General features: G+C 64.7%; 24 protein-coding genes. 17 read left to right on the top strand and 7 right to left on the bottom strand.

Annotated features, from left to right (window positions below; genetic code table 11):
• The 6 genes from AC1DRP_RS17635 to AC1DRP_RS17660 form a co-directional block, all read left to right on the top strand.
• On the top strand, positions 1–280 hold a 280-nt coding region (locus AC1DRP_RS17635), incomplete at its 5' end, for a TRAP transporter large permease subunit (RefSeq protein ID WP_476769122.1).
• A gap of 10 nt (positions 281–290) precedes the next feature.
• Positions 291–611, top strand: a complete 321-nt coding sequence (locus AC1DRP_RS17640) for a rhodanese-like domain-containing protein (protein WP_441506262.1) — start codon at positions 291–293, stop codon at positions 609–611.
• 126 nt (positions 612–737) lie between these two features.
• Positions 738–3,047 carry a xanthine dehydrogenase family protein molybdopterin-binding subunit gene (locus AC1DRP_RS17645; protein ID WP_476769123.1) on the top strand — a complete coding sequence of 770 codons (2,310 nt, stop codon included), beginning with the start codon at positions 738–740 and terminating at the stop codon, positions 3,045–3,047.
• 131 nt (positions 3,048–3,178) lie between these two features.
• Positions 3,179–3,616, top strand: coding sequence for a c-type cytochrome (locus AC1DRP_RS17650; protein ID WP_441491531.1), 438 nt, complete (start codon positions 3,179–3,181; stop codon positions 3,614–3,616).
• 283 nt (positions 3,617–3,899) lie between these two features.
• Positions 3,900–4,334 (top strand): c-type cytochrome, encoded by a 435-nt coding sequence (locus tag AC1DRP_RS17655; protein WP_476769124.1) that lies wholly within the window; start codon positions 3,900–3,902, stop codon positions 4,332–4,334.
• 149 nt (positions 4,335–4,483) lie between these two features.
• Complete coding sequence (locus AC1DRP_RS17660) at positions 4,484–5,413, top strand: c-type cytochrome (RefSeq protein WP_441491529.1); 930 nt, start codon at positions 4,484–4,486, stop codon at positions 5,411–5,413.
• A 137-nt stretch (positions 5,414–5,550) separates the two neighbouring features.
• Here the strand turns inward: AC1DRP_RS17660 and AC1DRP_RS17665 are convergent, their stop codons facing one another.
• From AC1DRP_RS17665 to AC1DRP_RS17675, 3 genes are all read right to left on the bottom strand, one after another.
• Positions 5,551–6,171 carry a helix-turn-helix domain-containing protein gene (locus AC1DRP_RS17665; RefSeq protein ID WP_043237595.1) on the bottom strand — a complete coding sequence of 207 codons (621 nt, stop codon included), beginning with the start codon at positions 6,169–6,171 and terminating at the stop codon, positions 5,551–5,553.
• A gap of 162 nt (positions 6,172–6,333) precedes the next feature.
• The gene (locus AC1DRP_RS17670) at positions 6,334–7,257 is read right to left on the bottom strand and encodes a DMT family transporter (RefSeq protein ID WP_441506259.1); all 924 of its coding nucleotides are present in this window, start codon (positions 7,255–7,257) and stop codon (positions 6,334–6,336) included.
• Positions 7,258–7,484: 227 nt separating this feature from the next.
• Positions 7,485–8,264: an SDR family oxidoreductase gene (locus AC1DRP_RS17675; RefSeq protein ID WP_441491527.1), complete on the bottom strand. Its 780-nt coding sequence runs from the start codon at positions 8,262–8,264 to the stop codon at positions 7,485–7,487.
• A gap of 124 nt (positions 8,265–8,388) precedes the next feature.
• On the opposite strand from AC1DRP_RS17675, the gene AC1DRP_RS17680 reads away from it, so the two are divergent.
• Positions 8,389–9,201, top strand: a complete 813-nt coding sequence (locus tag AC1DRP_RS17680; protein ID WP_476769125.1) for a UDP-2,3-diacylglucosamine diphosphatase — start codon at positions 8,389–8,391, stop codon at positions 9,199–9,201.
• Positions 9,201–10,280 (top strand): glycosyltransferase family 4 protein, encoded by a 1,080-nt coding sequence (locus AC1DRP_RS17685; protein WP_476769126.1) that lies wholly within the window; start codon positions 9,201–9,203, stop codon positions 10,278–10,280. Before AC1DRP_RS17680 ends, AC1DRP_RS17685 begins: the two co-directional genes overlap by 1 nt.
• Here AC1DRP_RS17685 and AC1DRP_RS17690 read toward each other — a convergent pair.
• Positions 10,219–12,006 carry a cation:proton antiporter domain-containing protein gene (locus AC1DRP_RS17690; RefSeq protein ID WP_476769127.1) on the bottom strand — a complete coding sequence of 596 codons (1,788 nt, stop codon included), beginning with the start codon at positions 12,004–12,006 and terminating at the stop codon, positions 10,219–10,221. The genes AC1DRP_RS17685 and AC1DRP_RS17690 overlap by 62 nt on opposite strands.
• Before the next feature lie 147 nt (positions 12,007–12,153).
• On the opposite strand from AC1DRP_RS17690, the gene AC1DRP_RS17695 reads away from it, so the two are divergent.
• Entirely contained in the window at positions 12,154–12,999 is an 846-nt protein-coding gene (locus AC1DRP_RS17695) for an AAA family ATPase (RefSeq protein ID WP_441506255.1), read from the top strand.
• A gap of 12 nt (positions 13,000–13,011) precedes the next feature.
• Here AC1DRP_RS17695 and AC1DRP_RS17700 read toward each other — a convergent pair whose 3' ends face one another.
• Positions 13,012–13,605 carry a hypothetical protein gene (locus AC1DRP_RS17700; protein WP_476769128.1) on the bottom strand — a complete coding sequence of 198 codons (594 nt, stop codon included), beginning with the start codon at positions 13,603–13,605 and terminating at the stop codon, positions 13,012–13,014.
• Positions 13,606–13,696: 91 nt separating this feature from the next.
• Here AC1DRP_RS17700 and AC1DRP_RS17705 point away from each other — a divergent pair, with 91 nt between their 5' ends.
• From AC1DRP_RS17705 to AC1DRP_RS17740, 8 genes are all read left to right on the top strand, one after another.
• The gene (locus AC1DRP_RS17705; RefSeq protein WP_441506253.1) at positions 13,697–14,263 is read left to right on the top strand and encodes a DUF2975 domain-containing protein; all 567 of its coding nucleotides are present in this window, start codon (positions 13,697–13,699) and stop codon (positions 14,261–14,263) included.
• A 9-nt stretch (positions 14,264–14,272) separates the two neighbouring features.
• Positions 14,273–14,509, top strand: coding sequence for a helix-turn-helix domain-containing protein (locus AC1DRP_RS17710; RefSeq protein WP_069879946.1), 237 nt, complete (start codon positions 14,273–14,275; stop codon positions 14,507–14,509).
• Between the two features lie 52 nt (positions 14,510–14,561).
• Complete coding sequence (locus AC1DRP_RS17715) at positions 14,562–15,089, top strand: SixA phosphatase family protein (RefSeq protein ID WP_441491519.1); 528 nt, start codon at positions 14,562–14,564, stop codon at positions 15,087–15,089.
• A gap of 25 nt (positions 15,090–15,114) precedes the next feature.
• A complete protein-coding gene (locus tag AC1DRP_RS17720) occupies positions 15,115–16,563 on the top strand; it encodes a YcjX family GTP-binding protein (protein ID WP_441506252.1) in 1,449 nt (482 codons plus the stop codon).
• A 17-nt stretch (positions 16,564–16,580) separates the two neighbouring features.
• The gene (locus AC1DRP_RS17725; protein ID WP_441506251.1) at positions 16,581–17,582 is read left to right on the top strand and encodes a YcjF family protein; all 1,002 of its coding nucleotides are present in this window, start codon (positions 16,581–16,583) and stop codon (positions 17,580–17,582) included.
• A gap of 201 nt (positions 17,583–17,783) precedes the next feature.
• Complete coding sequence (locus tag AC1DRP_RS17730) at positions 17,784–19,199, top strand: flagellar hook protein FlgE (RefSeq protein ID WP_476769129.1); 1,416 nt, start codon at positions 17,784–17,786, stop codon at positions 19,197–19,199.
• A gap of 71 nt (positions 19,200–19,270) precedes the next feature.
• Positions 19,271–21,145: a flagellar hook-associated protein FlgK gene (gene flgK, locus AC1DRP_RS17735; RefSeq protein ID WP_476769130.1), complete on the top strand. Its 1,875-nt coding sequence runs from the start codon at positions 19,271–19,273 to the stop codon at positions 21,143–21,145.
• 11 nt (positions 21,146–21,156) lie between these two features.
• On the top strand, positions 21,157–22,674 hold the full coding sequence (locus AC1DRP_RS17740) for a flagellar biosynthesis protein FlgL (RefSeq protein WP_441506248.1): 1,518 nt from the start codon (positions 21,157–21,159) through the stop codon (positions 22,672–22,674).
• Between the two features lie 95 nt (positions 22,675–22,769).
• Here the strand turns inward: AC1DRP_RS17740 and flaF are convergent, their stop codons facing one another.
• Together flaF and flbT are read right to left on the bottom strand one after the other, a co-directional pair.
• Complete coding sequence (flaF, locus tag AC1DRP_RS17745) at positions 22,770–23,141, bottom strand: flagellar biosynthesis regulator FlaF (protein WP_441506247.1); 372 nt, start codon at positions 23,139–23,141, stop codon at positions 22,770–22,772.
• On the bottom strand, positions 23,125–23,517 hold the full coding sequence (flbT, locus tag AC1DRP_RS17750; protein ID WP_441506246.1) for a flagellar biosynthesis repressor FlbT: 393 nt from the start codon (positions 23,515–23,517) through the stop codon (positions 23,125–23,127). Before flbT ends, flaF begins: the two co-directional genes overlap by 17 nt.
• Between the last annotated feature and the right edge of the window lie 21 nt (positions 23,518–23,538).

The following is a 23,538-nucleotide window of genomic DNA, read 5'->3' on the forward strand; positions in this document are numbered from 1 at the left end:
GCCGGTGTTCTTCCCGATCGTGACCGCGCTCGATTTCGGCATGCCTGTCGACGATATCGCGATCTGGTTCGGCATCCTCGTCCTGATCGTGGTCGGGATCGGGATGACCTGCCCGCCGATCGGCCTCAACGTCTTCGTCGTCGCTTCTCTGGCGCGTGATGTCCCGGTCACGCGGATCTATCGCGGGGTGCTGCCTTTCGTGCTCTCCGATATCATCCGGCTTGGCATCGTGGTGGCATTTCCAGCCCTCACGCTCTATCTGGTGAAGCTACTGGATTAGCCTGGACTGGATGGCAGCCGTGACCGTGAACGATCTCGATATCGACGACATCAAGGCCGGGCTTGCGGCTGATTCCATTCTGATCGTGGATGTGCGCGAGCCGCATGAATTCGCCGCCGGGCATATTCCCGGCTCGGTCTCGCGGCCGCTGTCCCAATTCAACCCCGCCGACCTGCCCAATCCGCCTGGAAAGCGCGTCGTGTTCTCCTGCGCGGCCGGCGTGCGCTCGCTGCGGGCTCTGGAATTCGCGCAGTCGGCCGGGCTCGATATCGACAGCCATTATCGCGGTGGCTTCAAGGACTGGGCGATGCACGGCCAGCCCGTCGAGTAATAGGACCGGGCCTTGCGCGTCATGCATCGCAGCTTTCTGCCTCCGGGGGGCTGACGCGACGCCGATCCTGCTCCAGTTTCCTAAGCGACGGTTTCGAGATTTTCGTACTTTCAAGGATGTAAGCCCATGCGCCCCATGAAGTTCGGAGTCGGCCAGCCCATTCGCCGGGTCGAGGATCACCGCCTGACTACCGGGACGGGGCGCTATACCGACGATATCGCCGTCGAGGGAGCGCTGCATGCCTTCGTGCTCCGCTCGCAATATGCTCATGCGAAGTTCACGATCCGGGACAAGGACACCGCCCGCAAGATGAAGGGCGTGAAGCTGATCCTGACCGGCGAGGATGTCGCGCATCTCGGCGACATCCCCTGCAAAGGCTTGATCACGACGGTTACGGGCGAACCGGTGGAGCCGAATCCGGTGCCGGTCTTGCCGACCGACACGGTGCGTCATGTCGGCGAGGCGGTCGCCTTCATCGTTGCCGAGACCCTGAGCCAGGCCCGCGACGCAGCCGAGGCGATCGATATCGCCTGGGAGGTCCTGCCCTCGATCACCGGTATCGCCGAAGCGCTCGCTCCAAAGGCACCGCAGGTCTGGCCGGGGCGTGAGGGCAATGTCGCGTTCGAGGCCGAACAGGGCAATGCGGAGAAGACGGAGAAGGCTTTCGCCAAGGCCGATCGCATCGTTTCCGTCACGATCGTCAACAACCGTCTCGCCTCCAACTACATGGAGACGCGCGCCTGCATCGCCGAATACGACAAGGATTCGAAACGCTGGACGCTGACGCTCGGCAGCCAGGGCAGCCATGGCACGCGCGATATCCTCGCCGGCTACATCCTGAAGGTCGACCCCTCGCGCATCCGCGTCATCACGCCCGATGTCGGCGGCGGCTTCGGCACCAAGATCTTCATGTATCGCGAATACCCCCTGACCATGGTGGCGGCCGAGAAGCTGAAACGCCCGGTGCGCTGGGTCGCGGACCGGACCGAGCATTTCCTCGCCGACACGCATGGCCGCGCCAATCTGACCACGGCTACGATGGCGCTCGACAAGCAGGGCCGGTTCATTGGCCTCAAGGTCGATCTCGCTGCGGAAATGGGCGCCTATCTCTCGCAGTACGGGCCTTTCATCCCCTGGGTCGGCACGACGATGACGCCGGGCTGCTACAATATCCCGGCCGTGCATGTGCGCTTCCGTGGGGTCTTCACCAACACCACGCCGGTCGATGCCTATCGCGGAGCCGGGCGTCCGGAGGCCGCCTACCTGATCGAGCGGCTGGTCGATGCCATCGCGCGCGAGACCGGCAAGACACCGGACGCTGTCAGAGCGCAGAACTTCGTCAGGCCGGCGGAGATGCCGCATTCGACCCAGACCGGGCCAGTCTATGATTCCGGTGAGTTCGAGGGGCATATGCGCCGCGCCATGGATGTCGCCGACTGGAAGGGCTTCAAGGCGCGTCTCAAGGCCTCGACCAAGGCCGGCAAGATCCGCGGCATCGGCATGGCCTGCTATATTGAGGCTTGCGGCGGCGGCGGCCCGGAGAGTTCAACCGTCATCCTCGAGAAGGACGGCACGGTGACCGTGCTGATCGGCACCCAGTCGAACGGGCAGGGGCACGAGACGGCCTACTCGCAGCTCGTCGCGCAGCATCTCGACATTCCGATGGACCGCATCCGCGTCGTTCAGGGCGATACCGACCGGGTCGAAACCGGATCCGGCACCGGCGGCTCGCGCTCCATTCCGGTTGGGGGCGCTGCGCTCGACAAGGCATCCTCGATCCTGACCGAGAACCTGAAGCAGCTCGCGTCCGAAAAGCTCGAGGCCGGTATCGGTGATCTCGAGATCGTCGATGGCGMGGTGCGGATCGTCGGCACCGACAAGGCGCTCGACCTCAAGGCTATTGCCGCCCTGCCTGGAGCGACGGCGGACAAGCTCAGGGTCCATCAGAGCTGGACGCCACCGGAAGCGACCTATCCGAATGGCACGCATATCTGCGAGCTGGAGGTTGATCCCGGTACCGGCGCGACCGAGATCGCCAACTATGTCGTGGTCGACGATTTTGGCGTGACTCTGAACCCGCTGATGCTCGAGGGCCAGGTCCATGGTGGTGCCGCCCAAGGCATTGGCCAGGCTCTGATGGAGGAAATCCGCTTCGATAGCTCCGGCCAGATGCTGACGGCGACGTTCATGGATTACGCTCTGCCGCGCGCGGTCGACGTTCCCAACTTCCATTTCGAGACCCGCAATGTCCGCTGCGTCACCAACGCGCTCGGTGTTAAGGGCGCCGGAGAGGCCGGGGCGATCGGGGCCTGCCCGGCGGTGATGAACGCGATGGTGGACGCGCTCGACCGTGCAGCCGGCATCCGGGCGATCGATATGCCCGCGACGCCGAAGAAGGTCTTCGGGGCATTGAGAGCTGCGGGCTATCAGCACTGACGCAGGCGTAAGCCCCTCTCGTTCCGACGTGATCACGGAAATGCGACTTGGCGTCGTGATGCGGATCGGCTGATCTGGAACGCTTCTAAGCGGCGCGCTCGACGCCGCGCTTTCCGGGAGGAGGCTTACGCATGATACGCACCGTACTCGTCGCTGCCGGCCTAGTTGTGACGCTCTCGACCGTGATTGCCCAATCGGATCCGATTGCCGAGCGTCGCAATACGATGAAGGGGGTCGGCGCCGCCACGCGCGATGGCGCGGCCATGGCCAAGGGCGAGGCTGCCTTTGACGCGACCAAGAGCGAGACGATCTTCAAGGTCTACGCGGCCGCCGCCAAGAAGATGCCGGGCCTTTTCCCTGATACGGCCAAGACGGGTGGCGAGAGCACGGCCGGACCCAAAATCTGGGAGGATCCAGCCGGCTTCAAGGCTGGGTTTGCCAAGCTCGATACGGAGGCCACCGTTGCGGCGGCGAGCTCCACCACGGACCTCGACAGCTTCCGTACCGCCTTTGGAACGGTGACCAAGAACTGTGCCGCCTGCCACGAGGTCTATCGCATCAAGAAATAGGTTTCTCTGGGCCACTGCGGTGGTGCCGCCTTGTCGAACATGAGGTGAGGGGCGGGGTCCATATTGGAGCCCGCCCTTTTGTCTTTGCCCTGCACTACGGCCGTTCCAAACTCCCGCAACGTTCGTGGCGGCCGCCTGTCCGCGGCAGCGACAGGTAGATTTGCTTAAATTCCGGTGCGTTCACGAAAATGCGACTTGGCGCTGTCATGCGAATGAGCTGATCTGGAAGGGTTCTAAGCGGTGCCTGTCAGGCGCCGCATCTCCCCGAAAAGGATAGTCGCGCATGATCCGTACCGTAGTCGTTGCTGCTGGCCTCATTCTCGGCCTTTCGGCCGTCGTCGCGCAGTCTGACCCTATCGCCCAGCGCCGCGATGCGATGAAGGCCGTTGGCGCGGCAACGCGCGAGGGCGCGGCCATCGCCAAGGGCGAGGCAGCTTTCGATTCCGCCAAGGTCCAGAATATCTTCAAGGTCTATGCAGACGCGGCCAAGAAGCTGCCTGCCCTGTTCCCGGAGACGGCCAAGACCGGCGGCGAGACCACTGCCGCGCCAAAGATCTGGGAGGATCAGGCTGGCTTCAAGATCGCTCTCGCCAAGTTCGAGACCGAGGCCATGGCCGGTGCTGCCGCTGCCAAGGACCTTGACGGTTTCCGCGCGGCCTTTGGCGCCGCGACCAAGAATTGTGGCTCCTGCCACGAGGTCTACCGCATCAAGAAGTAAGCTCGGCTGCGCCGCGCGGTTGCGTCGTGCGGTCGAACATGGGTTGATGGGCGGGCTCCACCATGGGCCCGCCCATTCTCGTCAGACCTGCGCTTCGAACTTTTGGAATCCTCGGAGCGTTGAGGCACCAGCAAACCGGGAAACGCTTGATGCGCCGCCTATTTCTCACGCTCGGCATTTTCATCCTGTTGGGACTAGCCGGCTTCTATGTTCTCACCGATCCGCGCGTCGTTTCGCCCGCGCCCGAGATCGGCACTCTGCCGCCGCCGGATGTCGAGAATGGCAAACTGCTCTTTGCGGCGGGAGGCTGCTCTTCATGCCATGCAACGCCCGGTCAGGATGACAAGCTCCGGCTTGGCGGCGGGCTTGCCTTGCCCTCGCCCTTCGGCACGTTTCACGCTCCCAATATCTCACCGCACACGCGGGACGGAATCGGCAATTGGGGCGTGAAGGATTTCGTCGATGCGATGGCGACCGGTGTCTCGCCGTCGGGACAGCATTACTATCCGTCGTTTCCCTACACCTCCTATCGGCTGATGCCACCCAAGGCCCTGGCCGATCTCTTCGCCTACCTGCGCACGCTGCCCTCGGTCGAAGGACGTGCGCCGGGGCACGATCTGCCTTTCCCCTTCAACATCCGCCGCGCGGTCGGGGGCTGGAAGCTGCTGTTCTTCGACGGTACGCCGTTCCGGCCGGACCCGACGAAGAGCGAGGAGTGGAACCGGGGCGCCTATCTGGTGCAGGGGCCGGGCCATTGCGCCGAATGCCATTCCAATCGCAATGCGCTGGGCGCGATCATTCCGGCGACACGCTTCGCCGGTGGCCCAGACCCGGAGGGCAAGGGCTTCGTGCCGAACATCACGCAGCATGCGGACGGGCTGGCGAACTGGTCGAAGTCGGAGATCGCCGAGATGCTCAAGACCGGCTTTACTCCGAGCTTCGACAGCGTCGGCGGCAGCATGGCGGCGGTGGTGCGCAACACCGCACAGCTGTCAGATGCCGATCGGATGGCGATGGCGGAGTTCATCAAGTCGCTGCCGGCGGTCGCCGGCCCGCCGCGGCCCAAGAAGGCMGAGTGAGCCGCATTGGCGCGTTGGCGGTTACGCTCGCACTGTCATCCCGGTCTGCCTTTGGCCGCCCGGGATGATCCAACCTTCTGCGTTTGGATCGGCCTTCGCGAGACCGCAATCCACTCTTCAGGCCGGTGCTTTAGCGTCTACTCCATCACCGCCGCTTTGAGGATGCAGACCATCAGCGCCGAACCGGGCTGGTCGCCGACGCAGCGGACGATATGGCGGCGGTCGCAGCGGTAGCGCAGCGTCTCGCCCGCCTTGGCGCGCTGGATCACGTCCCCGACCTCGACCTCGAACTCGCCGGAGGTCACGGAGAGCGACTCGATCGAGCCGCGCTGATGACCTTCGGAATCGAGCTCGCCGCCGGGCTCGGCCTGTACGTCGTACCATTGCAGCCATTCGACCGTCTTGATCCACCCGATGATGGCGAGCCTGAGCTTGCCGTCTTCTGAGACCAGAATCGGCGTATCGGCGCGGGTGGTCTTGTCGATGAAGGCTTCCTCTTCGCCGCTCGACAGCACGCGCTCGATCGAGATGTCGAGGGCCTGCGAGAGCCGCCAGATCGTCGCCAGTGTCGGGTTGGTTTCGTTGCGCTCGATCTGGCTGATGATCGACTTGGCAACGCCCGACTGCTCCGCGAGCTCGGAAAGCGAGAGATTATAGGCCTTGCGCAGGCGCTGGATCGTCTTGCCGAGCTGGCCCGAGATGACCTGGGCTCCGGATTCGAGCTCGCGCCCGCCACGTTCCTTGGTCTCGATACCCATCCTGATACCTGTCACACGAATGCTGATCGTTTGCGGAAGCGAACAAACGTTTGTCTAACCGGACAATGCCTGTTCCAGTTGGAAGGAGCAAGCTGGAGAGGGGCGGGCGACGGCCGAGGGCGGCTTCGTCGGGGCGCCTTTCACACAATTCTGCCCGTGTTCTCAGGTCGCCCGCGTCGGGCCGACCTCGCGCGTCTCCCGCTTGAGCAGACCGAGCTGCTTCTCGCGCAGGATCACATAGATGCCGGATGCGATGACGATGGCTGCGCCGATGAGCACGGCTGAAGCCGGCCAGTCGCCGAAGACGAACCAGCCGATCGTAACGGCCCAGAGCATCGTCGAGTATTCGAACGGCGCGATCAGCGAAGCGTCGCCGTAGCGATAGGCCTGGACCAGGAAAATCTGGCCGAGCCCGCCAAGAATGCCGATCGCGACCATGAGTGCGGCGTCCTGAAGATCGGGCATGCGCCAGCCGAGCAGGATGGTGAAGAGGCCGAGCGTCGTCGTCATCAGCGTGAAATAGAAGACGATCGCGCCGGTGCGCTCCGTCATGGTCAATTGCCGCACCTCGATCGAGGCAAAAGCCGAGCAGCAGGCGCCGGCAAGGCCGAAGGCCGCGCCGATTGCCGGTGCATTGCTGCCAGCGATCTGGAAACTGCCCAGATGCGGGGACAGCATGATCAGGACGCCGATGAAGCCGATCGTCACCGCGCTCCAGCGATAGATGCGGACACGCTCCTTCAGCACCAGAGCTGCAAGCACGACGACTGCGAGCGGCGCGGCATAGCCGAGCGCGACCGCGTCCGGGAGCGGCAGAAAGCTCAAGGCTACGAAGCCGCAGAACATGCCGGTCGAACCGATCACCCCCCGCTTGAAATGGCCGCGCAGATTCTTGGTCTTCAGGGCAGCAGGAATTTCGCCGCGCCAGCCGAGCCAGAGCAGCAGCGGGATCAGCGCGAAGAAGGACCGGACGAAGACGAGTTCCCCTGTCGGATAACGGGCCGCGATCGCCTTGATGCCAGCCGACATCAGGGTGAAGGACAAAGCCGAGATCAGCTTGAGCGTGATGCCGAGGAGAGGAGACAACGGTGCTGCGCGTACGTGTCGGGGGAGAGAGTCTTATAAAAGACTTGTCCCTCTAGATCACGTTCGCGCGTCCGGTCCAAGCGCAATGCTTGCAACCCTGATGCCCGCGGCGGCGCATGCGTGCCGGGGAAGCGTGCTGGATGCGGGTCTTGCGCGGCAGGAACTGGGAGAGAATTCCTGCCCCGGACAGCAAGGCTCACCGGGGCAGATGCTGGCCTTGCCGCGTCTCAGAACGTTCCCTTGAAGACGCCGCCGTCGATCAGCAGGTTCTGGCCGGTGATGTAGCCGGCATGGGCGCTTGCCAGGAAGGCGCAGGCCTTGCCGAACTCCTCGGCGCTGCCGAAGCGCCTCGCCGGGATTTCGGCCATGCGGCCCTTCGTCATTTCTTCGGGCGTGATCCCCTTGATCGCCGCCATCTTGGTGGTCGAGCCCTTCAGCCGATCGGTATCGAACATGCCGGGCAGGATGTTGTTGATGGTGACGTTGGCATATGCGACCTCGCGGGCGACGCCGGAGAAGAAGGCGGTCAGACCGGCGCGTGCGCCCGACGAGACATCGAGCCCGGTCAAGGGGGTCAGCACGCTCATCGAGGTGATGTTGACGATGCGGCCGAAGCCGCGCGCGATCATGCCGTCGACGACACGCTGCATCAGTTCGACCGGCGTCGCCATGTTCTGGATGACGCCTTCGAGTAGCGCTTCGCGCGAGACTTCGCGGAACGGCTTCGGCGGTGGGCCGCCATTGTTGTTGACCAGGATGTCCGGCTCCGGCGCGGCGGCGAGCAGCGCGTCCTGACCTGCGCGGGTCGAGACGTCGGCAACGACCGCGATCACGGTTGCACCATACTTGGCCCGGATCTGGCTTGCCGTGGCCTCCAGCGTGGTCGCGTCGCGGCCGTTGATGACCACGGTGCATCCGGCCTCTGCGAGGGCCTCGGCGCAGCCGCGGCCAAGCCCCTTGCTCGAGGCGCAAATGATGGCCGTACGGCCGGCAATACCCAAATCCATCGCGTTTCTCCCGAGCTTTCGCTGATGTTCAGCTGAGCAGAACCACGGATTGAGTTCTGCGTCATCAAAGCGCAATGCAAATCAGACACACGCCGCAAGCAATGCAACAAGATGGGCTGGCGGCATGAGCGACGAGGACGAGGCGAAGCAGGTTCGCAGCATCTTCATCTCCGACCTGCATCTGGGAACGCGAGGAGCACAGGCCGATCTCGTGCTCGAATTCCTGCGGGCCTATGATGCTCCGCAGRTTTATCTCGTGGGTGACATCATCGACGGCTGGCGGCTGAAGAGCGGCTGGTACTTCCCGCAGGCGCATAACGACGTCGTGCAGAAGCTCTTGCGCAAGGTGCGCAAGGGTTCGCGGCTGATCTACATCACCGGCAACCACGACGATTTCCTCCGCGACTTCACTGGAAGCGAGTTCGGCGGAATCCACATCGCCGACCATGCGCTGCATGAAACCGCTGACGGCAAGCGCCTGCTGGTGATCCATGGCGATCTGTTCGATCTGGTCGTGCGCAACGCAAAATGGCTCGCCCTGCTGGGCGACTGGGCCTACACGGTTGCGCTTGCGTCCAATACGGTCGTCAACAAGGTCCGTCGCCTCTTCCATCTGCCGCACTGGTCGCTCTCGGCCTGGGCCAAGCAGAAGGTGAAGAATGCGGTCAATTATATCGGCGAGTTCGAGACCTGCCTTGCCGCCGAGGCCCGCCGCCATGGTGCAGACGGCGTCGTCTGCGGCCATATCCATCACGCCGCACATCGCAAGATCGACGGGCTCACCTACATCAACACGGGCGACTGGGTCGAAAGCTGCACGGCTGTGGTCGAGCATCATGACGGCCGCTTCGAGGTCATTCGTTGGCCGCAATACCGGCTCAAGAGCGAGCCCGTGCGGCCGATCCCGCTGCCGGCTCTGGTCAGCGAGGCCGCCTGATGCGCGTCCTCATCGCGACGGACGCCTGGCGCCCCCAGATCAATGGGGTCGTCCGGTCGCTGGAGCAGATGGTCGAGGCAGGACCGTCATTCGGTGTGACGCCGCATATGCTGACGCCCGACGGATTTCGGCAGATCGGCTTGCCATCCTATCCCGATATCCGCATCGCGCTGGCAACGCAGGGCGCCATCGCCCGGCGCATCACCGATTTTGGGCCGGACCACATCCATATCGCGACGGAAGGGCCGATCGGCTGGCTGACCCGCGCCGTCTGCCTCGCGCAGAAGCGGACGTTCACGACGAGCTACCACACAAGGTTCCCGCAATATGTCGCGGCCCGCTGGCCCATCCCGGAACGCTGGAGCTACCAGTTCCTGCGCCGGTTCCATGGGGCGGCTGCCGGGGTCATGGTCTCGACCGCGACAGTCGAGGCCGAACTGAAGGAGAACGGGTTCGAGCGCATTCTGCGCTGGGGGCGAGGCGTCGATCTCCAGCAGTTCCATCCGCGCCAGGCAAGCGTGCTCGACCTGCCGCGTCCCATCTTCCTCAGCGTCGGGCGCGTCGCGGTCGAAAAGAACCTGGATGCCTTCCTGTCGCTGCGCCTGCCCGGCAGCAAGGTCGTCGTCGGCGATGGCCCGGCGCGCGCGGATCTGCAGCGGGCCTTCCCGGATGTGACATTCCTGGGCACGCGCGAGGGCGACGACCTGGCCGCGATCTATGCGTCGTCGGATGTCTTCGTCTTTCCGAGTCTGACCGACACCTTTGGTATCGTGCTGCTCGAAGCCGCGGCAAGCGGGCTGCCCGTTGCCGCCTTTCCGGTGCAGGGGCCGAGCGATGTCTTTGCCGGCAGTGGTGCCGCCGTGCTGGACGAGGATCTGCGGCGCGCAGCGCTAGCGGCCTTGCGCATCCCGCGCGAAGCTTGCCTGGGACTTGCCGCAGGCCATAGCTGGCAGAGCAGTGCCGAGCAGTTCTACGGGCATATCCAGCGGATTYCCCGGCGCGCTCCGGTCCAGAGCATTACAACCTTCGCGAACGCCCGTGCCGGGGAAGCGCAGGCGCAGGAGCGGCAGCGGGCTTGAGTTCGCGCCGAAACACATCCCTTCTTTCGTGCACGGAGGCGATGACGAGGCCCATTGGCACGCCAAGGCCGACAAGTGCTGCCTCCGACAATTGCAGACTGGCCTCGATGGTCTCCGGCACTGCGTCGTTGACGCCGAGTTCATRGAGATGCCGGGCATGGGCGGCGTCGCGGGCGCGCGCCACGATGACGAGATCGGGGCGCAGAGCCCTTGCCGCCTTGACGATCTCATCGACCGCACGGTGGTTGTGGATCGTGACGATCAGGGCGCTTGCGTCGACCACGCCGCAGAGTTTCAGGAAGTCGGGCTTGGTCGCGTCGCCGAAGAAGGCGGGTCGGCCAGCGCGCCGTTGGCCGGCGATCAGGATCGGGTCGGAGTCGAGCGCGATATAGGGCTTCTTGTGCTCTTCCAGCATCGAACCGACGAGCCTGCCAACCCGGCCGCAGCCGATGACGATCGCACGCCCCGCATGATCGTCGGGCGGCAGGATCGTAGCCTCCTCAGGCAGTATCACCGGCGGCGCGAAACGCGCCGCCATATGGCGTGCTACACGAGCCAATAATGGCAGCGCCACCATGGTGAGGGACACCGCGGCAAGCACGAGGCTTGCCGCGTGCTGGTCAACAAGCTTCGCGCCGACAGCCGCATTGAGCAGCACGAAGGCGAATTCGCCGCCCGGAGCGACCATGATCGCGGTCTCGAGCGCTGTCGGGACGGAGAGAGCCAGCAGCCGGGCCAGGCCCAGCACAACCAGCACTTTGGTCAGGAGAAGGCCGGCCGCGATGCCGAGGATGATTGCGGGCTGGGCTGCAAGCTGCGCGGGATCGACACTCATGCCCACGATCAGGAAGAAGACGCCGATCAGCAGGGATTTGAACGGCTCGATCGTGACTTCGATGGCGCGCCGATACTCGGTTTCGGCCAGGAGCAGGCCGGCGATGAAGGCGCCGAGGCCCATGGAGAGGCCAGCTGTTGCCGCCACAAGTCCCGTGCCGAGTGCCACCAGCAGAGTTGCGGCAAGGAAGCTCTCGGAGCTGTCCGTCGAGGCGACAAGGCGAAAGAGCGGACGAAGCGCCAGCCGCCCGACCACCACAATGCCGGCAATCGCTGCGAAGGCGTGCACGAGCGCCTGCGCAAGGCCGGCGATCAGCGAGCCGCCATTCTGCGCACCGAGGACGGCGATGAGGAAGAGCAAGGGCACGACCGCGATATCCTGGCAAAGCAGGATCGCAAAGCTGGTGCGCCCGGCCGAGGTCATCATGCGGCGCTTGGCCGAGAGCAGTTCGACGACCATGGCGGTCGAGGACAGGGCGAGGCCGAAGCCGATGATCAAGGCCGCCGCAGCGGGCTGCTTCAGCAGGAAGGCGCCGCCGCCGATGATTGCGGCAGACAGCGCGACCTGCCCGAGCCCGAGGCCGAAGACCAGCCTGCGCATGGTCATCAGGCGCTCGAAGGAGAGCTCGAGCCCGATGACGAAGAGCAGGAAGGCAACGCCGATTTCGGCGGGGCCGGTCAATGTGCTCGAGTCGGACACGGTGATCGTGCGCAGCAKCGGCACCGAAGAGACGAGGCCGCCCAATCCGAAGGGGCCGAGCAGCGCGCCGCAGGCCATGAAGGCGACAATCGAATTGACGCGGAAGCGCTTGGCAAATGGCACGATTACGCCGGCCGTGGCGAGGACGACGATGGCGTCTTTATAGGCCGAGGGGTCGATCGTGGCTGCCAAGCTATCCTCGCGTTGCCGATTCAGGGGGCGAATCATGTTTGCGGTCCAAGAGCTTGCGATACAAGCGCTTGTGCGGACCCCAGCAAAAAACTTGCCGTTGGCGGAGACGGCCCGTAGCTTCCGCCCGCATTGTTCGAAGGGGTTTCCATGCGTTTTGCCGGCACCGATTCCTATGTCGCGACCGAGGATCTCACCGTCGCTGTCAACGCGGCGATCCGGCTGGAGCGGCCTCTGCTGGTCAAGGGAGAGCCGGGCACCGGCAAGACCGTGCTGGCGGAGGAGATCGCATCGGCCCTGAAGGCGCCGCTGATCACCTGGCACATCAAATCGACGACCAAGGCCCAGCAGGGTCTCTACGAGTATGACGCGGTCAGCCGTCTGCGCGACAGCCAGCTCGGCGACCCGCGGGTGTCCGATATCTCCAACTACATCAAGCGCGGCAAGCTCTGGGAAGCCTTCGCCTCGGGCGAACGACCCGTGCTGCTGATCGACGAGATCGACAAGGCCGATATCGAGTTCCCCAACGACCTGCTGCTCGAGCTCGATCGCATGGAGTTCCATGTCTACGAGACGGGCCAGACGGTTCGGGCCGCGCAGCGCCCGGTGATGATCATCACCTCCAACAACGAGAAGGAACTGCCGGACGCCTTCCTACGCCGCTGCTTCTTCCACTACATCCGCTTCCCCGATACGAAGACGATGCAGGCGATCGTCGAAGTGCATTTCCCCGGCATCAAGAAGCGGCTGATGGAGGAGGCGCTGCGCCTTTTCTTCGAGGTGCGCGAAGTTCCGGGAATCAAGAAGAAGCCCTCGACCTCGGAGCTGCTCGACTGGCTGAAGCTGCTGGTCGCCGAGGATATCGGCCCCGAGGTCCTGCGTGAGCGCGACCCGCGCAAGCTGATCCCGCCCCTGCACGGAGCGCTGCTCAAGAACGAGCAGGATGTCAGCCTGTTCGAGAAGCTCGCCTTCATGGTGAGGCGGGAGAGCCGCTGAGCGGCTGACCGCTCAGGGATTGCAAGGCGGGATCGCCACCGCGAGATCGATCTTGGCATCGACCTCGCGCACGGCTTCGCGCAGATCGAAATCGCGCGCCACGACGACGTAGTCCTGCGTTTCCGACGTCTTCAGATAGCTCGTCATCAGGATTGGCTTGTCGCCGAGCTCTCCCGTACGGCAGGCCTTGTCCGCGTTTAGCGCCAGGGAACCGCGATTGCCGCTGTTGCCGACCCCGACAAGCAGTTCCTCGCGGAACACCGAGAGCTTGGTTGCATCCGCGGGGCTAAGCCGGAACACGGCCAGACGCCGTCCCGGCGAAGTCATGACCGGCAATGCGGCGAGCTCGGTGGCGTCGCGCACTTCTTCCAGCACCACTTTGCGCTCATGGCGCCCGCCGCCCTTGGGGGAGACCACGATCGTCATGGTGACGCCGCCCGGCAGGGGGCGGATGTCGGACGGCAGGCTGATGGCGGCACGCAGATCGGCCAAAGTCGTGCTGCGCATGTCGATGCGCGACAATTTCGGCAGGGAACTCAGCGGGACATGGCCGCACGCGCCGGCAAGGGCGGCTGCGATCATGGAAGCGAACAGGGAAGGGCGCATGGTGAGGCTCGTCAATTTCAAATGGGAATATGGCCTGGACATTCAAAAATTCATCTATTAGTTTAATTTTGTCAATCGAGGGCAGAATGAAATGAGCGCGGAAAACACTCTGGGGTCGAGCGATGCGCCGCTGGCCAGGCTGAAGCGCGTCAGCATGGCAGCACGGCTCGCCAGCTATGCCGCAGCATTGCTCATGGGATTTGGCGTGGTCTGGTTGTGGAGCGACCCTGAAAGCCTCGCCAATCATGCGCGTGGCACCATTGGCGTAACTGTCGCGCCGCTGACGACGGCGATGCGCAGCTACTGGCTCGCCCTGTCTGTCGCCACCGTTCCGGCTGGCTTGTTTATCTACGCGATGCTGCGTCTCGCAAACCTGTTTGGGCGCTTCGGAAAGGGACGGGTCCTTGAAGTCGTCAATGCCGTCGAGCTCAGCCGGATCGGCTGGCTGCTCATTCTGTTTGGTGCGGCGACCCCGATTGCGCGCGCCCTGCAGAGCGTGGCGCTGACCTATGACAATCCGGCCGGCCGCAGGCAGCTTGCGATCACGCTCGATCCCGGCATGTTCGGCGCGCTGGCTGCAGGTGCTGTCCTTGTCGCCTTCGGGCTGGTGCTGCGCGAGGCGATGCGCCTCTCTGACGAGAATCAGAGTTTCGTGTAGGACAGGGCGATGCCGATCATCGTCGAACTCGATGTCATGCTGGCGCGTCGAAAGATGCGCTCGAAGGAACTTGCCCAGCGCATCGGCCTGACCGAGCAGCAGGTGTCTCAGCTCAAGTCCGGGAAGGTCCGTGGCATGCGTTTCGATACGCTTTCGCGCATCTGCGACACGCTCCAATGCCAGCCCGGCGACCTGCTGCGCTACGAGCCGGGCGAAGAGGAGGAGGGTGGGGGCGCAGAGGCTTGAGAGTCGTGCGCGGCCTCTCGCAAAACCCGAAGCAGATGGTTAGGTTCTGATTATGCTGCGCCTTCTGCTTCTCCGCCACGCCAAGTCGAGCTGGTCCACCGGTCTCACCGATCGGGAGCGACCACTAGCGGTCAGGGGCCGCGAAGCAGCCCCTGTCATGGGGCGCTATCTGGCAGAGGAGATGCTGCTGCCCGATCTCGTGCTGGTCTCGCCAGCACGACGGACAACCGAAACCTGGGAGCTGGTCGGGCCGATGCTGCCGGAGCGCCCCGGGAGCCATCTCGAACCACGCATCTACGAGGCCAAGCCCGAGCGATTGCTGCAGGTCGTCCATGACACGGAAGCCAATGTCCGCACGCTCCTGATGATCGGGCATAATCCCGGCTTTGAGGAATTGGCCGCAAAGTTGACCGGCCATGGCGACCGTTATGCGGCGGCGCGAATGGCACAGAAATACCCGACCTGCGGGCTTGCCGTGCTTGATTTCGCCGTCGAAGACTGGCGCGATGTCGCACCGCGCGGCGGGCGGCTCGATCGTTTCGTGACGCCCGCCTCGCTGGGCGAAGGGCCGGACGAATGAGCGGACCTGCTCCGTTCCTCGCCACATGAGCTCCCCCTCCTATCTCGACGAGGCGCGCAATGCCGCGCTGGCCTTCGGTGACAGCCTGCTTGGACTTGCCCGGCCGCGCCTGCGCCTGGGTGTCACCGGGCTGTCGCGCTCGGGCAAGACTGTCTTCACCACGGCGCTGATCCAGAATCTCATCGAGGGCGCCAGGCTGCCGGTGCTCAAGGCGGCGGCAGATGGACGGATCACGCGCGTACGGCTGGTGCCCCAGCCGGATCCCGATATACCGCGTTTTCCCTATGAGGCTCACCGCGCCGCCCTGTCAGGTCCCGACCGGCGCTGGCCCGAGTCGACCCGACGCATTGCGGAGCTGCGGGTCGAGATCGACTACGAGCGAGCGGCCGGCTGGTTCAAGGGGCCGGCGACGCTGACACTGGATATCGTCGACTATCCCGGCGAATGGCTGCTCGATCTCGCGCTGATCGGCGTCGACTACAAGACGTGGTCGCGGCAGGCGATCGTGGATGCGCGCAAGCCTCACCGGATCGGTTCGGCCAAGCCCTGGCTCGATGGCCTCGCTGTCCGCGATCCGTCGGGGCCTCCTGATGAACTGGCCGCGGAACTCGCGAGCGATCTGTTTAAGGCCTATCTTGCGAGGCTGCGCGCCGATCCGGAGGCTGTCGCCGTGACCCCGCCCGGGCGATTCCTGATGCCCGGTGACCTCGAAGGTTCACCGGCGCTGACCTTCGCGCCGCTCGACGTCGCTCCCGATACCGAGGTCGCGCCAGGCACGCTGGCGGGGCTGATGGCGGATCGCTACGAGGCCTATAAGCGCGTCGTGGTGACGCCGTTCTTCCGTGATCATTTCGCCCGCCTGGACCGGCAGATCGTGCTGGTCGATACATTGGCGGCGCTCGATGCCGGTCCACCGGCGCTCGCCGATCTTGAAACGGCGTTGGGCCAGGCCCTCACGGCATTTTCCGTCGGTCGCAACTCCTGGCTGACGAGCCTGTTCGCGCCACGCATCGAGCGCGTCCTCTTCGCTGCGACGAAAGCCGACCATATCCACCACACCAGCCATGACCGGCTGGCAGCAGTGATGTCTCATCTCGTGGCGCGGGCGGCCGCACGGGCGCAAGGCGCCGGCGCCAAGGTCGAGGCGATGGCGCTGGCTGCGGTGCGGGCGACGAGGGAGGTCAGGATCAAGCAGGGAGGCGAGGATCTGCCGGCGATTGCGGGCGTTCCGGAGGCGGGCGAAAGGGTCGGCGACGAGGTATTCGACGGCATCGCCGAAGCGGCGATCTTCCCGGGTGAACTGCCCGAGCGTCCCGAGGCGATCTTCGATCCGAAGGCGCAGTCCTGGCAGGTGAGGGCGCCACGCTTCAGGCCGCCGCTGGTGCTGCCGGATGCAGGAGGGCGGAGCCAGCCTCCGCCGCAGATTCGCCTCGACCGTGCGCTCGAATTCCTGATCGGTGACAAGCTGGCGTGACGGAGGGAGGCAGATACATGAACAAGGCTCCCCGCGCCGTTCGTCTCGATGCCACCGTGCCGGGCGAGGACGCTCCACGCATGACGAAGGGCGTCGCGGTCCTGCCCGAAAGCGAACCGCTCGACCCGGTCGAGCCGGCCGTCGTCCCGGTGGCGAGCCGAAAGGGCTTCAGCTGGGGCAGCGTGTTCGTTGCGGGTCTGTCCGCCTTCCTGACACTCTCGATCGGCGTCTGGGCCGAGCGGACCATCTCCTCGCTGATGAATGAGAGCCCAGTGCTGGGTTATGCGGCATTGGCCTCGGCGGCGCTCGCCGTGCTCGCCCTTCTGGTGATTCTGGGCAAGGTTCTGCGCGACATCCTGCGCGAGCGGCGCGTCGAGTCGTTGCGGCTGCGTGCCACGGCGGTGCTTGCCGGTGGCAGTCTCGACGAAGCCAAGGCGATCACCGGCGAACTTCAGCGCCTCTATGCGACGCGACCGGAGACTGCAAAGAGCCGGGCAGAGCTGGCGGACAGCCTGCCCCAGCTCTTTGCGCCGCATGACGTTCTGACCGTCGCAGAGCGGAGCCTGATGACGCCGCTCGACGCCGCGGCGCAGGCGCAGATCGCGCTGGCCGCGCGCCGGGTCTCGCTGGTCACGGCCGTCAGCCCGCGGGCCCTGATCGATATCGTCTTCGTGCTTGTGGCTTGCGCGAGATTGCTGCGGGCGATCGCCGGCATCTATGCCGGCCGCCCCGGGACGCTGGGCCTGCTGCGTCTGGCGCGGCAGGTGCTCGGCCACCTGGTCGTGACAGGCGGCATCGCGGCCGGTGACGCGCTGGTCCAGCAGGTCGTCGGGCAGGGGCTCGCCGCTCGGCTTTCGGCCAAGCTCGGGGAGGGCGTGCTCAATGGCCTGCTGACGGCGCGCGTCGGGCTCGCTGCGCTTGCCGTTTGCCGGCCTCTGCCATTCATCGAAGCCAAGCCACCCACCCTGTCGGATGTGGCAAGCGACCTTCCGTCCTGGCGCGGCACGGCTTCCAGCTGACCTTCGGGCTCGGCAAGATCTTGGGGCTCGGCAAAATTTGCCGKCCGGCACGGAAACTGCCGGGCGGAATTCGCCGCGATACGGTTTCGAAACTATCCAAGTGATTGAAAAATAGAATTCTCCTGCATGGCACGGGCCCTGCAGTGGCTGCCTCGACGTATTGGGCGCCCATCCGGGTGCCAGGGTTGAGGCGAGGGTATCATGGGTGTCTTCAGCGCGCTGACGACGGCAGTTTCGGGCATGCAGGCGCAGTCCTATGCGCTCGAGAATATCTCAGGCAACATCGCGAATTCGAGGACGGCCGGCTTCAAGCGTGTCGATACGACGTTCTCGGATCTGGTCCCGGATTCGGCTCTCAATCGCCAGATCGCTGGTTCTGTCGCGTCCTATAGCCGCGCGACCAACACGATCCAGGGCGATCTCCAGGCCACGCGCATCGACACCAATGTCGCGATCAACGGCGATGGCTTCTTCGTCGTCGACCAGCGCCAGAGCGGCCTCGGCGCCAATACCCAGTTCACCAACAGCAATCTCTATACCCGCCGCGGCGATTTCGATTTCGATGCCAATGGCTATCTGGTGAATGGCGCGGGCTACTATCTGAAAGGGCTGAAGATCGACGCCGTCACGGGCCAGTTGGTCGGCACCCAGCCAGAAGTGCTGCGCATCACCAAGGAACAGTTCCCGGCCAAGGCGACGACCTCGATCGAGTATCGCGCCAATATCCCGGCCTTCCCCGGCACGACGAACGCCAAGACCACCGTGCCTGGATCCGAGCTGTTGAAAGCTACGGGCTACGCCTCCAATCCGCTGTCCACGACCGCCGGCGGAACCGGCCTCGTGACCGGCGCCGACGTCACCCGATTCCTGAGCGATTCCATCGCGGGCGGGTCCGTCACCGTCTATGACGCGCTCGGCAAGGCGACGAGCGTCGAATTGCGCTGGGCCAAGACCACGAATGCGGCGCCGGCCCAGGTGGGGCCGCCGGCCGTTCCGGCGACCGTCRACACCTGGAACCTCTTCGTTGCCGAGAACACCGGCGCGACGGGCGGCGCCGTGGCCTATCGTAATGCCAATGTCGACATCACCTTCGGCTCCACCGGCCAGATGGTGAACCCTGCCGGCGGCAACATCACGCTGCCGAACATGACGATCGCGGGCACGGCGATCTCCGGCATCAATCTCACGACCGGCGGCAACGGCCTGACCCAGAACGGCGATGTCAGCGGCCAGATCGACGCGCGTAGCATCCGTCAGGACGGCTATACGGCCGGCACGCTCGACCGCGTCTCGGTTTCGGCCGAAGGCCAGGTGATCGGCACTTTCAGCAACGGCCAGGTCGTCGCGATGGCCCAACTCTCGGTGGCCCGCTTCAATGCCGGCAACGCCCTGAAGCGCCTCGACGGTGGCGCCTTCGAGGAAACGATCGAGTCCGGTCCTCCGATCATCGGTCTGGGTACGTCGCAGCTCATCGGCGGCAATGTCGAGCAATCCAACACCGACATCGCCGACGAGTTCTCGAAGATGATCGTCACCCAGCAGGCCTACTCGGCCAACACCAAGGTGATCAGCACGGCGCAGGAAATGCTGCGCGATGTGTTCAGCATCATCCGCTGAGCGGCTTTGACCGCCGGCGGAGGCGGTTCCGGGCGATCCAGGAGGATCGCCGGTGACGGCAGGAGTTGACGATGGGTCTGAGTACTTCCCTGGGCACCGCGATTTCCGGGCTGCATGTCACGCAGACCGGTATCGGCGTTGTTTCGCAGAATGTCGCCAATGCCGGCGTTGCCGGTTATGTCCGGCGCGTCGTCAGTACCTCCGATACGCTCAGTGGCGCGACGATCGGTACGTCGAGCACGGCTGTTCAGCGCCTGCTCGACAAGATCGTCCAGCATCAGCTCTGGCAGGAAAGTGCCGGCGCCGCTTACACGTCGACACGGGCGGATGCGCTCTCGAATCTCGACAAGCTGTTCGGCGCGCCGGGAAGCGCGACGGCGCTCGATTCTGTCTACAGCTCCTTCACCACCTCGCTCCAGGCGCTGAAGAACGATCCGTCATCCTATACCAACCGCACGGCTGTGCTCGATGCAGCCAGCCAGCTCGCAAACCGCCTGAACGGGCTGTCCGCCGGTGTTCAGGCTGAGCGCACCCAGGCCGAGACGAAGATCGGCGGTGCCGTCAACCAGATCAACCAGCTGCTGGACTCGCTGACCAGCGTCAATGCCCGGATCGTGCAGGGGCAGAGCGACCAGGCGACAGCGGGCCTGAAAGACCAGCGCGACCGTATCGTCTCCGAACTCTCGCAATACATGGACATCAAGACCAGCGAGGATGCGCGCGGCTCGCTCAGCATCGTCACTGGATCGGGTGCCCAGATCTTCGACGGCCGACCGGCGGTGAAGTTCAGCTTCGACGGCCGCTCCGCGCTTGGCCCGGAAGCGCAATGGAGCCCCAACGCGGCGACGCGTGGTGTCGGCACCATTACGATGACCGACAATTCCGGCAACCAGATCGACGCGATCGCCAACAAGGTGTTCCGGTCGGGCGAGATCGCAGCCAATCTCGAGCTTCGCGACAAGACGCTGGTGCAGATGCAGGCCCAGCTCGACGAGATGGCGGCGCAGCTCTCGAGCGCCTTGTCCGATCGGGAGATCGCCGGAACGGCCGTCACCACAGGCGCGGCCTCAGGCTTCGATGTCGACCTCGCCGGGCTTCAGTCSGGCAACAGCGTGACGCTCGACTACCAGGTCACTCCCGGTGGCGCGACGCGGCGTTTCACCTTCGTGCGCGTGGAATCCGGTGCATCGCTGCCGCTGCCGGCATCGGCCAGCGGCGATGCCAACAACACCGTGGTCGGCATCGATTTCTCGGGCGGCCCGGCGTCTGTCGCAGCCCAGATCCAGGCCGCGATCGGCGGTGGGTTCACGGTTTCGAATACCGGTTCGATGCTGCGCATCGTCGACGATGGCGCGGGCAATACCCGCGACGTGCTCGGCCTGACGGCACGCCCGACCACTACAAGCCTGTCCGGGGCCAACGGATCGCCCGAACTGCCCTTCTTCGTCGATGCAGGGAACGGCAACGGCGCCTATACCGGCTCGTTCGAGGGCAAGTCCCAGGCTCTGGGCTTTGCCGGCCGTATCACGATCAATCCTGGACTGATCGCGGACCGCTCGAAGCTCGTCGTCTTCAACACCACGCCGGCGACGCCGCAGGGCGACGCCACCCGGCCGCAGATGCTGCTCGACCGGCTGACCAAGGGCCTGCGGAGCGTCACCAACGCGGTCTCGCTCGACGGCTCGACGGCGACCTCCAACATCACCGTCTCGAACTTCGTGCAGCGCGTCGTCGCCTCGCAGGGGCAGGCGGTCGAAAACGCCAAGCGCCTCGATGAAGGCCAGCAGGTGGCGCTCGCCTCCGTGCAGAGCCGCTTCGCCGAGACCTCACAGGTCAATGTCGACCAGGAAATGGCGACGTTGATCGAGCTGCAGAACGCCTACGYCGCCAATGCCCGCATCATCTCCACGGTGAAGGAGATGATGGACATGCTGATGAGAGTCTGAGGGACGCCATCATGACGATTACCTCCTATGGCACCGGAGCCTATCGCGCGGCTAGGCCGAGCGAATTCGTCTCGACGCGGGCGAAATTCGATGATCTTCAGCGCCAGCTCGATACGGGCAAGAAGGTCACCAGCTACGGCGATCTCGGGATCGAGCGGCGCACCAGCCTCGACCTCAACGCCAAGAAGGCCTCGCTCGATTCCTGGCTCTCCGGAATCCAGCTTGCCGACGTCAATCTCAAGCTCTCGACCAAGGCGGTCGAGGGGTTTGCCAAGCTGACGGCCGAAACCAAGAACGACGCGCGTCCGGGCAGCTATGTCGAGAGCGCCAGCGGCCGTTCGGCGCCGCAGGTTCTGGCCGAGGAAAAGTTCAAGCAGGCGCTCGACCTGCTCAACACCAATGTCGGCGGGCGCTATCTGTTCTCGGGGCGGACCTCGGATACCGAGCCGGTGGTCAGCTATTCCCTGATCATGGATGGGGACGGCGCCGGCCGCGCCGGGCTGAAGCAGCTGATCGCCGAGCGCAAGGAAGCCGATCTCGGCCTGACCGGGCTCGGGCGCCTCACGGCAGGTGGCGCCGGCACGACGGCGACAATCGCGGAAGAGGCGGGCAATCCCAATTACGGCTTCAAGCTGAAATCCGCCACCACGACATCGGCGGGATTGGTCCCGACCTATACTGCGGGTCCGCCGGCCGATGTCTCCGTGAATGTCGCGGCTCAGCCGCAGCCCGGTGACACCTTGCGCTTCAAGGTCGATCTGCCCGATGGCACCCAGAAAGAGATCGTCCTGACGGCGCGGGCGGCCGGGAGCAATGGCAGCGCGACGGACACGTTCGAGATCGGTGCCGACGTCAATGCCACGGCTGCCAATCTGCGCGCTTCGGTTTCGGCCGCCTTCGGCAAGGAGGCTCAGACGACGCTGTCGGCCTCGTCGGCCCAGGTCGCGGCCAAGAACTTCTTCGATGGCAGTTCCAGCAATCCGCCGGTGCGGGTGCCGGGGCCGCCCTTCGCCACCGCGACGGCTGCGCCGGCGCCTGGAACACCGGCGAATACGGTGATCTGGTACCAGGGCGACGATGCGCCGGGCTCGGCGCGCGCGACGACGACGGTGCAGGTCGATCAGAGCGAGACCGTCGCCATAGGCGCACGCGCCAATGAGGAGGCCTTCAAGGTCGGGCTGGCGCAGTTTGCCGTATTCGCGGCCGAGACCTTCCCGGCCGGCGATCCCAACTCGAAGGGGCGTTACGAGGCCCTGGCCGAACGCGTCAGCAATACGATCGGCTACGGCACCGGCGTGCAGAAGCCGGCCGAGATCATCGTCGAACTCGGGACGGCCCAGAAGGCGATGGCGAGCGCCAAGGAGCGCCACACCGCCACCCAGAATTATCTGACGACGACGCTCGCCGGGGTCGAGGAGGTCACGACCGAGGAGGTTGCAACGCAGATCCTGGCACTACAGACACGCCTGCAGGCGAGCTACCAGACGACCGCGATTCTCTCGAAGCTGACGCTGACGAACTACATCTGACCCAGCCGAGACTTGGTGAAAACGAAAACGGCGCCAGAAACTGGCGCCGTTTTCGTTTGAGGGTTTGGTCGGTGTCGGACGCAAGGGCCGTCGGATCAGCGCCCGCGCAGGCCGGCGGCGATGTCGCGGTTGATGCCGATCAGCACGGTCAGGGATTCCGGGACCGGGTTGGCGGAGATGCGGAAGGTCTGGTTGAAGATGAAGTTGGCGAGGCCGAGGATGTTGCGCTTGATCTCGACCGGCAGCGGGTTGTCCTCGGCGATCACCGCAGAAACCAGCAGGGTCCAGAGCTTGCGGTTGTAGTTCAGGGCATCGTCGAGCTCGCGCTGGCGACCGAGCCAGTCATCGGCAACGGACTGAAGCCGGACGGCGGCTTTCAGGAGCAGGGATGCTTCGAGTTCGCGAGGGGAGACGGCAGACTGGGCAGTCCTGGCGGCAGAGGCGTACGCGTTAAACCCGTGTTGCATTCTCGATGAGTTCCGCTTCGTAGGCGATCAGCTGCTTTGCTGCCTTCAGGGCTTTGTACAGATCGCCGCTTAAGATGCGGTTATTGATCTCGGTCATATGCGGCAGGGAACTCGGGGCAGCCTTCATGAAATCGCGGACGAGCGCGAAATAGGTCTCGTGCTCATGCGTCGGATCCTGCGCCAGATACATCAGCTGGATGGCGAGATAGATCTTCTTCGCCGGCGTGTTGGCGGTGGTAGCTGTGAGGATGTCCTTCTCGCGCAGGATCGGCGCCTCGCCTTCGATGAAGAAGCGCGTGCGCTGCTCGTCGTTGCGGATCACCACCTGGCCGATGATGATGCGCTCGTTCGGCTTGAGCTCGACTTTGAGAGCCATGACGATCCTGCCTTCTGGCTT

It is taken from the genome of Allobosea sp. 01N443 (genome assembly GCF_056399325.1).